The organism is Streptomyces sp. MBT53 (assembly GCF_016654115.1).
Taxonomy (GTDB): Bacteria; Actinomycetota; Actinomycetes; order Streptomycetales; family Streptomycetaceae; genus Streptomyces.
The window spans coordinates 1-10,645 of sequence record NZ_JAEQAZ010000267.1 but is presented as its reverse complement, the minus strand read 5'-3'; the positions used below and the strand labels follow the sequence as shown (position 1 = coordinate 10,645).

The 10,645-nt window shown below is 69.1% G+C and carries 7 protein-coding genes, 1 pseudogene and 1 riboswitch; of the genes and pseudogenes, 4 read left to right on the top strand and 4 right to left on the bottom strand.

Going from position 1 to position 10,645, the window contains the following annotated elements; translation table 11 throughout:
• Positions 1 to 413 (top strand): annotated as a pseudogene (locus JHN45_RS47230) (hypothetical protein); the annotation flags it as partial.
• 82 nt (positions 414 to 495) lie between these two features.
• Entirely contained in the window at positions 496 to 933 is a 438-nt protein-coding gene (locus JHN45_RS47225) for an SsgA family sporulation/cell division regulator (protein WP_019073400.1), read from the top strand.
• Positions 934 to 1,162: 229 nt separating this feature from the next.
• Here the strand turns inward: JHN45_RS47225 and JHN45_RS47220 are convergent, their stop codons facing one another.
• The gene (locus JHN45_RS47220; RefSeq protein WP_201055577.1) at positions 1,163 to 2,665 is read right to left on the bottom strand and encodes a YibE/F family protein; all 1,503 of its coding nucleotides are present in this window, start codon (positions 2,663 to 2,665) and stop codon (positions 1,163 to 1,165) included.
• Between the two features lie 71 nt (positions 2,666 to 2,736).
• Positions 2,737 to 2,926, top strand: a riboswitch (TPP riboswitch).
• Here JHN45_RS47220 and thiC point away from each other — a divergent pair.
• Positions 2,919 to 4,757 (top strand): phosphomethylpyrimidine synthase ThiC, encoded by a 1,839-nt coding sequence (gene thiC, locus JHN45_RS47215; protein WP_201055576.1) that lies wholly within the window; start codon positions 2,919 to 2,921, stop codon positions 4,755 to 4,757. It overlaps the preceding riboswitch by 8 nt.
• 26 nt (positions 4,758 to 4,783) lie before the next feature.
• Here the strand turns inward: thiC and JHN45_RS47210 are convergent, their stop codons facing one another.
• Positions 4,784 to 6,034: a serine hydrolase gene (locus JHN45_RS47210; RefSeq protein ID WP_201055575.1), complete on the bottom strand. Its 1,251-nt coding sequence runs from the start codon at positions 6,032 to 6,034 to the stop codon at positions 4,784 to 4,786.
• A gap of 221 nt (positions 6,035 to 6,255) precedes the next feature.
• Here JHN45_RS47210 and JHN45_RS47205 point away from each other — a divergent pair, with 221 nt between their 5' ends.
• Positions 6,256 to 7,362 (top strand): hypothetical protein, encoded by a 1,107-nt coding sequence (locus tag JHN45_RS47205; RefSeq protein WP_200715805.1) that lies wholly within the window; start codon positions 6,256 to 6,258, stop codon positions 7,360 to 7,362.
• Positions 7,363 to 7,412: 50 nt separating this feature from the next.
• Here the strand turns inward: JHN45_RS47205 and JHN45_RS47200 are convergent, their stop codons facing one another.
• Both JHN45_RS47200 and JHN45_RS47195 read right to left on the bottom strand, forming a co-directional pair.
• Positions 7,413 to 8,276 (bottom strand): hypothetical protein, encoded by an 864-nt coding sequence (locus tag JHN45_RS47200; RefSeq protein ID WP_200715804.1) that lies wholly within the window; start codon positions 8,274 to 8,276, stop codon positions 7,413 to 7,415.
• 192 nt (positions 8,277 to 8,468) lie between these two features.
• Entirely contained in the window at positions 8,469 to 9,569 is a 1,101-nt protein-coding gene (locus tag JHN45_RS47195; protein ID WP_201055574.1) for a metallophosphoesterase, read from the bottom strand.
• Positions 9,570 to 10,645 lie beyond the last annotated feature (1,076 nt).

Genomic DNA, 10,645 nt, shown 5'->3' with positions numbered 1-10,645 from the left:
CCCTCGTGCACGAGGGCTATCTCCGGCGCGACAAAGGGCTGTTCTTCCTCGGCGAAGCGGCCGAGAGGCTGAGCAGCAGCGGAGCGCAGGAGAAACGTCGCAGCACGCTCGTGGACGCGCTGGCGGCCTGGCGGGATTCGATCGGTGTACCGGTCTACTACGCGATGTACCGCGACGGCGAGATCGAGGTCATGTGCGTCGCCGACACCCCGGGCAATCCGGCGGTCGAGGAGTGGGCCGACTTCCGTGAGACGGGGCACGCGCACGCGATCGGCCAGTGTCTGCTGGCCCAGTTGGACGAGGACGCCCGGCGCGACCACCTCGACCGCTACCCGGCGCGGTCAGACCGAGGTCGGCAGGCTGCTGGGGTCGCTCGCGCTCTCTATCAGTATCTGAAAACTTACTCCTTGTGATCTGTTGTGTACTTTCAGCAATATTCCTTCAGTGTCACGGGGATCATTCCCGGCCAGTCGGCGGCAATTGACGGGATAGGCGATGCGCGAGTCCGTACAGGCAGAGGTCATGATGAGCTTCCTCGTCTCCGAGGAGCTCTCCTTCCGTATCCCGGTCGAACTGGGCTACGAGACATGCGATCCGTACGCCGTACGGCTGACCTTCCACTTGCCGGGGGATGCCCCGGTGACCTGGGCTTTCGGCCGGGAGCTGCTGATCGACGGGGTGGGCCGGGCGTCCGGGGACGGTGATGTCCGGATCGAGCCGGTCGATCCCGAGACGCTGGGCGAGGTGCTGATCAGGCTTCAGGTGGGGGGCGACCAGGCGCTGTTCCGCACCGGCGCGGCCCCGCTGGTGGCGTTCCTCGACCGTACCGACCGGCTGGTTCCGCTCGGTCAGGAGGGCGCGCTCGCGGACTTCGACGCCCACCTCGACGAGGCACTGGACCGCATCCTGGCGGAGGAACAGAGCGCCGGCTGAAGCGTTGTCGTGGCGGCGGGGCGAGTTGGCGTAACGCTTCGCCAACGGGCCCGAAGCTGCAGGCGGCATCTGCGGGGCCCTGAAAGGCCGCTGGGGTCAAGAGGGGCCGGGAGCAGTCCAGGAGCCCGATAGGAGCCCGGGAAAGCCGGAGGAGTCCTGAGGAGCTTGGGGGAGCCTGGAGGTCGCAGGAACGCTTCTGCGTGGCTCCGTGCGGCGGTTCCCGCCGTCCTCAGTGCTTGCGGCGTCGGCCCTTACCGCCGCGCGCCGGCGCCGACTTGCCACCGGGTGCTGTCGTGGGCCCGGCACCCGGCGCCGCCGTGGCCGCCGTGGCAACCCCCGCCGGAGCCGTTTCGCGTCCCGGCCGGTCCGCCGAGACCACCAGGGCCGCGAGCGCCGTGGTGACCGGTACCGAAGCGACCAGGCCGATTGAGCCCACCAGCGTGCGCACGATCTCCTCGGCGACCAACTCGCTGTTGGCGACCGACCCCACGCTGCTCTGCGCGATGGAGAAGAGCAGCAGCAGCGGCAGGGCGGCGCCCGCGTAGGCGAGGACGAGCGTGTTGACGACGGACGCGATGTGGTCGCGGCCGATCCGGATGCCGGCGCGGTACAGCCCGCGCCAGCCCATCGACGGGTTGGCCTCGTGCAGCTCCCAGACCGCCGACGTCTGCGTGACCGTCACATCGTCGAGCACACCGAGCGAACCGATGATGACGCCGGCGAGCAGCAGACCGCTCATGTCGATCGACGGATACAGCCCGTGGATCAGGCCCGTGTTGTCGTCCGTGTTGCCGGTCAGCGCCGCCCAGCCGATGAACACCGAACCCAGGACACCGATCAGCACCAGCGACATCAGTGTGCCGAGCACCGCCACGGACGTACGGGCCGACAGCCCGTGGCACATGTAGAGGGCGATCAGCATGATGGCGCTCGACCCGACCACCGCCACGATCAGCGGGTTCGAGCCGTGCAGGATCGCGGGCAGGATGAAGAAGTTGAGGATCATGAAGCTGATGGCCAGCGCGATCAGTGCCATGACACCGCGCAGCCGGCCCACCACCACGACGGCCAGCGCGAAGATGCCCGCGAGCAGCGCCATCGGGAACTTACGGTTCACATCGGTGACCGAGTACTGCAGGTCCCGGGGCGCGGAGGGCTCGTAGGCGACCACGACCTTCTCGCCCTGGTGCAACTGCCGTGACTGGTCGGGCTGCACGATCTCCGTGAACGTACGGCCCTTGTCCTTGCCGGTGGAGACCGTGACCGTGGCCTTCTTGCAGGTGCCGGCCGCTTCCTGTGCCGCTGAGGAGCCCTCGGCGGTGGAGGTGTCCCCGGTCGAGCCTCCGCCGGATGCGTTCACGGAGGCGCAGCTCACGCTGACGACCTTGGTGACCGTCGCCTGCTGTGTCTGCCGGTCGAAGCCGACGCCGGTGCGCTTGTGGGACGGGGCGCCGCCCGGCCACAGCACCACCATGCCGACCACGACCGCCACCGTGAACGGGATCAGGATCGCCGCGATGACCTTCCGGAGGTGCCGGGAGACGGGTGCGGCCGGACCGTGACTGTGCGAGTGACCGTGCCCACCACCTGCGCCGGAACCGTGCCCGCCGTCCCCACCGGAGCTGTGGTCGTCCCCGGACCCGGAACCGTGGTCGCCATCGGAACCGTGGCCGTGGTCATGGCCATGCGGCGGCCCGGTCGGCGGGTACGGGGGCTGCTGCGTCGTGGTCACCGCCCGATCATCGCAAGAACGCCGGAGGCCCACTGTTCACCGCGCCACATATGACGCTAGCGTGGAGGCACCTTTGCACACGCGGGAGCTCGGAGCACCGGGCTGAGAGGGCGCTGACCTCCGTCTCTGCGATGTTTCACGGGAAACGTCACCTGAATCGAGTGATGTTTCACATGAAACATCGGCTGACGGAAGCCGCTGCGTCGACCGCCGAACCTGTTACCGGGTAATGCCGGCGTAGGGAGTAGGTCTCATGACCAACAAGGACGCACACACGTCTGCCTTCAGCCAGGACGAACAGCCCATTCCGGGCGAGGAGTTCGCGCGGGCCGAGCAGCCGACGGGGGCCGAGGAGTCCCCCGCGGCAGGGAAGTCCGCCGGCTGGCACAAGGGCTATGTCGAGGGCTCGCGCCCCGATCTGCGGGTGCCGGTCCGTCAGGTGCACCTCACCAACGGGCAGTCCGTGACGCTGTACGACACCTCCGGCCCGTACACCGATCCGCTCGTCGACACCGACGTCCGCAGGGGGCTGGCACCGCTGCGGGAGAACTGGATCATCGCCCGGGGCGACACCGAGGAGTACGCGGGCCGCCCTGTCCGCCCCGAGGACGACGGAATCAAGCACACGTCACCGCGCGGTGGACTGCGCAACCTCGACGCGGTGTTCCCGGGCCGCCCGCGGCAGCCGCGCCGAGGACGCGAGGGCACGGCGGTGACTCAACTCGCCTACGCGCGGCGGGGCGAGATCACGCCCGAGATGGAGTTCGTGGCCGTACGGGAGAAGGTCTCGCCCGAGGTGGTCCGGGAGGAGATCGCGGCGGGACGGGCGGTGCTGCCGGCCAACGTCAACCACCCGGAGATCGAGCCGATGATCATCGGCAAGCGGTTCCTGGTGAAGGTCAACGCCAACATCGGCAATTCCGCGGTCACTTCCTCCATCGAGGAGGAGGTCGAGAAGATGACCTGGGCGACCCGCTGGGGCGCCGACACGGTCATGGACCTGTCCACCGGCCGCAACATCCACACCACCCGCGAGTGGGTGCTGCGCAACTCCCCCGTCCCCATCGGCACGGTGCCGCTCTACCAGGCGCTCGAAAAGGTCGACGGCCGCGCCGAGGAACTGACCTGGGAGATCTACAAGGACACGGTCGTCGAACAGGCCGAACAGGGCGTGGACTACATGACCGTCCACGCGGGCGTACGGCTGCCGTTCGTACCGCTCACGGCCAACCGCAAGACCGGCATCGTCTCGCGCGGCGGCTCGATCATGGCGGCCTGGTGCCTGGCCCACCACAAGGAATCGTTCCTCTACGAGAACTTCGAGGAGCTCTGCGAGATCCTCGCCGCCTACGACGTCACGTACTCGCTGGGCGACGGCCTGCGCCCCGGCTCGATCGCGGACGCCAACGACGAGGCACAGTTCGCCGAGTTGAGGACGCTCGGGGAACTCAACACGATCGCGAAGCGTTTCAACGTACAGACCATGATCGAGGGCCCGGGACATGTCCCGATGCACAAGATCAAGGAGAACATCGACCTTCAGCAGGAGATCTGTGATGAAGCTCCGTTCTATACGCTCGGCCCGCTGACGACTGACGTCGCGCCTGCGTACGACCACATCACTTCTGGCATCGGTGCCGCGATGATCGCCTGGTGGGGCACGGCCATGCTCTGCTATGTCACGCCCAAGGAGCACTTGGGCCTGCCTAATCGTGACGACGTCAAGACCGGCGTCATCACCTACAAGATCGCCGCCCACGCAGCCGACCTCGCCAAGGGGCACCCAGGTGCACAGGAGTGGGACGACGCGCTGTCCGACGCCCGCTTCGAGTTCCGCTGGGAGGACCAGTTCAACCTGGCCCTCGACCCGGTCACCGCACGGGAGTTCCACGACGAGACACTTCCGGCGGAGCCGGCCAAGACGGCCCACTTCTGCTCGATGTGCGGGCCGAAGTTCTGCTCGATGAAGATCTCCCAGGACATCCGCCGCGAACACGGGGGTACCAAGGCGGAGGTCGAGGAGGGCATGGCGCGGAAGTCGAAGGAGTTCGCGGCGGCGGGCAACCGGGTGTACCTGCCGATCGCCGACTGACGACGACCGGCCGGGTCGGACACGGCCTAGCTCTTCGGTGAGCCCTTGGTCGACGCGTTGTCGCACAGGGCGTGGTCGACCAGGGTGCCTGTCGCGCGGTTGAGGGCGGTGAGGTCCGGGGGCGCGGTGGTGGTCGTGATGGAGACGGTCACCGCGCGTCGGCCGTCGGCGCTCACCGCGGGGCGGGTGTTGACGCCGACTCCGTCGCCCTCGTGGGTGTAGTAGAAACCGCCGCAGGAGAGCGGGATCTTGCGCAGGCCGAGGCCGTAGGTGCCCTCGGGCATCTCGGCCACGTCCTCCGGGTCGTCGGTCCGCTGCACGGTCTGCCGCATCTCGCGCCACTGCGCGGCGGGGAGCAGCCTGCCGTCGGCCAGGGCGCGGAAGAAGGTGTTCAGGTCGGCGGTGGTGCTCACCACACCGGAGTCCGCGGTGTGCTGGAGGCTGTGATCGGTGACGTCGAGACGCTTGCCGTCGGCGGTCGTCAGGTAGGCGTTCACGTGCGGGTCGGGCAGGAACGGGTCGAGCCCGGGAATGGAGGTGTTGCGCAGTCCGAGCTTCGCGATGATCCGGTGGGCGACCAGGTCCTGCCAGCTCGCGCCGCCCGCCTTCTCGGCGATCATCCCGGCCAGCAGGTAGTTGGTGTTCGAGTACGCCCACCGGGTGGCCCCGCCCGGCTGCGGGACGAAGAGCGGGTGGTGCTTCATCGCGACCGCGACCATGTCGGCCGCCGGGGTGGTGTCGTAGCGGACCTCGTCGAAGTGGTTGAACAGGCGGTCCTGGATTTCCGGGTCGTCGATGTAGTCGTAGAGGCCGCTGGTCTGGCGGAGCAGGTCGCGGACGGTGATGCGGGTGCCGTCGTTGCCGTTGCCCGTGACGACTCCCGGCAGCCAGTGCTCGACGGTGTCGTCGAGTGACAGCCGTTTCTCCGCCACGAGTTGGAGGACGACGGTCGCCACGAACGTCTTCGTCGTGCTCGCCACCCGGAAGTGCGCGTTCCAGGGGATCGGGGCCGTGGAGCCGGCCGTACGGGTGCCGATGCGGGCCATGAGGGGTGCGCCGTTCGGTCCGTCGACCCTGGCCAGCACGTTCACATCGCCGCCTCCGGCCTGCCGTACGGCTGCCAGGTCGCGCCGGAGCATGGCCTCGTCGTACGCGTGGGAGGGGCGTTTCGGTGTGGGGTGTCCGGTGGTGGCGGTCGCGGCCATGGGTGAGGCCAGTGCGAGCAGCGCCGCTGCCAGTACGGCGGCGCCGGTCCTCCTCGACGACGGTGTCTGCATGTCCGAATCCCCCGTTGCTCCTGGTCCTGATCGGTGACGATCACCAGCCAACCCGGTCAAGCCGCGGGGGAGGATGGGGCTGCCCGCCGAATGCGGGGTCCGGGTAACCCCCGTACGAGTCCGTCGCGGCCGACCCCGCTGGACGTCGGAACGGAAGTGGGCGTCGTAACGGAAGAGAGAAGATCACGCGGGCCGCGATCAAGGTCTCTACCCTGCCTGGCATGGGTGGGATCGATCTGGGCAACGGGGTCGTCGGCGCGGTGCTGGGCATGCTGGTCGCGGTGCTGTTCCAGGATCCGCTGCAGAACGGCTGGTACAGGCTGCGCGCCCGCTCGAAGAGCGCGGTACGCGGGCTGCGCCGGCGGGAGGAGTCCAGCCCGGTGTGGGGGACGTTCTCCCTCGGTCCGCTGCACACCTCCGCCCTGATCGTCGAAGGCGACGGGGAGTCGTCCATACCGGCGCAGGCCGTCTACATCCAGGTATTGGACCAGGAAATCGAGTTGCCCCCGGACATGGTGGGCTGGCGGGCCGAGATCGAGGAAGAAAGCGCGCGACTGCAGGCAGAGGGACGAACACCGTTGTGGAACGGGCCGCGATACGCGGTCGAGACGGTCGGTATTTCCCGGACCGCGCTCGACGAACAGCCGGAAATCCACCTTCGTCTGCGTCCGACGGACTACTACACTTTTCTCGCGGCCCAGCAATTGGACCGTCGACTGTCCGACGGGACCACTCCTCGTTCGCGCTATCTCGATCCCGAGGACCCGCTCTCGGCACCCGCTTTTCTGCAATGCAGTCTCGCGGTGAACATCGCGGTGGTGACGGCCGACGACATGCTGATCGTCAGCCAGCGCAGCAACAGGGTCCGGGTGGCCTCGGGCGTCTGGAACTCGTCCGTCAACGAGGGCATGTCACGGCACATCGACTCGTCCGGCAGGAGCGCCCCGGATCTCTACGCGGTCGCGCGGCGCGGCATGCGCGAGGAACTGGCCATAGAACCGCACGAGTTCGCACTCGAAATGCTCGCCTTCGTGCTGGACATCGAGAAGCGGCAGTGGAGTGCTCACTTCTACGCCCGGCTCAAGGACGTGAGGTGCGCCGATATGCAGGCGCGTATGAGCAGAGGGGTGGCGGACAGATGGGAACACCAGACCATTGATTTCGTTCCCTTCCGTCCTTCGGCGGTGATCAAATACATGCTGCGCGCCGATCGCATTCACCGGTGGGCCCCTCTCGCACCGGCGCTCTTTCATCTCGCACTAGTACACGTACACAGCCGCACCCCGGTGGAAAGGGCCGCGGCGCAGATAATTCGCCGTATTCAGTGAAACCGGGTGTTCGGCTTGCGCTCCCCTGGGTGGGGGCGCAAGCCGAGGGGCTACTCCGGCGCGTGCTCGGGCCCCCCGAAGTCCGGGCTGCTGAAGTCCGGGCTGCTGAAGCTCGGACGGTGACCCGGTTCCGGGCCGTCGTCGGGGCTGGAGAAGCCCGGACGGTCGTAGCCGAGGTGTGGCATGCGACTGGTCGGTGCCGAGGGTGTCGTACGGCGCAGTGCCGCCGTGCCCGGGGCCGCGAGCGCCTCCTGGAGGAACGGCAGGATGCCGCGTTCCAGAAGGGCGTCGTGCCAGGCCTCCCTGGCCCGGGCCACCTCACCGCCCGACTCTCCGTAGGGGTCGGCGTCGAACGTCGGCCGGTTGCGCAGGGCCGTGAGGAGCAGGCCGATGGCGGCGACGAGGATCGCCGCGGCGGTCATCGCGCCGAACACCCAGCCGGCGGTGAGCATGGTCTGCGCGAACGCGGGCTCGGGGGTGAGCATCTTGAGGATGTAACCCACGAGCAGGAATATCGCCGCGGCCGTGCCGGCGAGGACGGGGGTGAGGACGGCGGCGACGGCGACGGCACCCGCACCCTCGGCAGCCTCCCCCAGGGTGGTGGCGAGCCCCATCGCGCCCACGCCGCCCGGCTCCATGGAGTCGGGCTCGTGGACGGTCGACGGGGTGGACGACGCCGGCTGGCGCAGTTCCTCGCGGACCTTCACGTAGTGCTGGTACTCGGTCGCCGCGGCCGCCGTGATGAGTGCGGTGGCGTTCAGCGCCATGGTGCGCAGCTGTTCGGGGTTGAGCCGCTTACCGACAGCGGCCAGTTCCGGGCGGGTAGGGGCGGAGCGCAGCGCCTCGTCGAGGATCCGCTCGTACTCCTGGCGGTCCTCGCTGTGCAGGTGCTGCGGAACGCTGTTCATGTGCATCCCCCGATGCTCCGTAGGGCTTGGGGCTCGCATGCCAACGAGCCGTCGGGCAGAAACGGAGGGGAGCCTGCTACGGATAAGCCGATGGTAGAGCGGCGACGGCACACGGTGACAGGGGGTTTCCAGAAATTGGCCCCTGGCCAGCGCTGTCGTCCGCCGGTCCTCCGAGGGGGACGTCTGCCCGTTAAACGCTCAGATATCCAACGGCAGTTGCTGGACCAGCAGTTTTCCGGCCATGGTCACTCCGCCGTCCATCGCGATGGCGAGTCCCTCGGCGTAGACGTGCGGTCCCTCGACCACGGGGCCGGCACTGTCCTCGCCGTCCTCGGAGCCGACGTCGCCCAGGAGGTAGGGGATCGGGCTGTGGCCGTGCACGATCCGGGTCCCGCCGTACATGTCGAGCAATGAGCGGACATGTTCGGCACCGCCCTCGTCGCGGAAGGAGAAGCGCTTGGTGAACTTGCGGAACACGTCCCACACCTCGTCCGCGTCGTTGCGGGTGAGGGTCTCGCGGACGTTGTCGTTGACGGCCTCGATCGAGTCGCCGTAGTCGAGGTACGCGGTGGTGTCGGAGTGGACGAGCAGATGCCCGTCGACCTGCTCCATGGCGTCCAGCCGGGACATCCACTGCAGGTGGACGTCCTGGAGGCGGTCCATGTCGGTCTTCTGGCCGCCGTTGAGCAGCCAGGCCGCCTGGAAGGTGGCGGTGCCCGCCCCGGAGTTGACGGGGGTGTCGCCGAACCGCTTGGCGCCGAGCAGCAGCAACTCGTGGTTGCCCATGAGTGCCTTGCAGTAGCCGCCGGCCGCGGCGGCCTCGGCGGACAGCCGCATCACCAGGTCGATGACGCCGATGCCGTCCGGGCCGCGGTCGGTGAAGTCGCCGAGGAACCACAGCCGCGCGGTGCCCGCGCACCAGTTGCCGGCCGCGTCGATCAGGCCCTTCTCCCGCAGTGCGTCCACCAGTTCGTCGAGGTAGCCGTGCACGTCACCTACGACGAACAGCGGACCCGGGCCCTCCGACTGCCGCGGGATGCCCACCGGCGCCGGGTCCACCGCGACCTGAACCGTGTCACCCCGATGGATGACCGGCAGATCGCGCCGGGTGGGCGTGTAGCCCTCCGGATAGGCCTCCTCGAAGGCCTCGTCAAAGGCCTCCTCGTCGGGTCGTACGGCGCCGCCGGGCTGCGCGCTGTCGGCGTACGGACCGGTCTCGTGGACATACGCCGGCACCCGGAAGTCGCGCAACGTCGCCGTCCGCTCCACCTCGGGTCCCTGACCGGCCCCCTGAGTCATCGACCCCTCCACCATCACGCCGCGTCTGCACCGCGTCGGACTGCCTGGTCGCAGCGGCCCGCGGTGTCGTGGGCCCATCATAGGAATGCGGATCGCGCCATGTGATGACCCAGGGGTGGTGAATCAGAGCAGGACTCCGGTTCACCGTGGCTTTCGCCCCGATTGGGCAGGGCTTCGACCACTCGACCAGCACGCTGGGGACGATCGGTTCCCGCCGGAAGGGCGGCTGGATTTCGCCGGTGCGGATGCCTCTGGCGGTTGCCGTTCTCCACCTCCGGGTTCGTTGAGAGCGCGGGCCTTCGTCTGCCGGCTCCGGTACGACTGTCGGTCGTCGCTTGCCGACTTCGGCGTGGGCGCCTGCCGCCGGGCACCAACCGCCGGCCGCCGACGCCGGCACGAGCCGTCTGCCGGTCGGTGGCCGACGCCGGCGCCGGGTGGGTGCCTGGGGTGCGCCAGGGGTGGGGGCAGTACAGGGGGCAGAGCGGGCGGTACGGGCCGAACGGCGCCGGGTGGGAGTCCCGGCCCCGCTCGGCCCGTACCGGAGCCCGAGGGAAGCGTCCGGGCACCGCCCGCCCGCCGCTCCGCCCCGAGAGGCGCCCGGTACCGCGCCCGTCATGATGTCCTCCCGCAGCCGCTCTCCACCCGTCACGGTGCAGACCGCGAGAAAGGACGCGGTACCGATCCGTCCCGGCTACGACCCTGCCCTCGCCCGCGACCACACGCCGAGCAGCTCTCGGTGCGGGCGCCGGCGGACCACCGCCCGGCCAACGGGCCGGTCCCACCGCCCCAGAGGCCGGTTCCGCGCACCGGCTCGACCAACTCACCGGCCCGGTGACCGGCCGACCGGACGGATCGGGTCCAGCCGGCCGCAGTCCCACCGACAAACCCGACGACAGCCCGCTGCCGACCGACAGGCCCACCGACTGCGCGACGGGCCTGCCCATCGACGCACCGACCGCAGGCTCACTGGCCGACCTGGCGACAGCTCACCGCCGGACTCACCGGCTCACCGACGGGCCTGCCCATCGACACACCCACTGACGCCCCGACCCTGGCCGACCGGACGGATCGGGTCC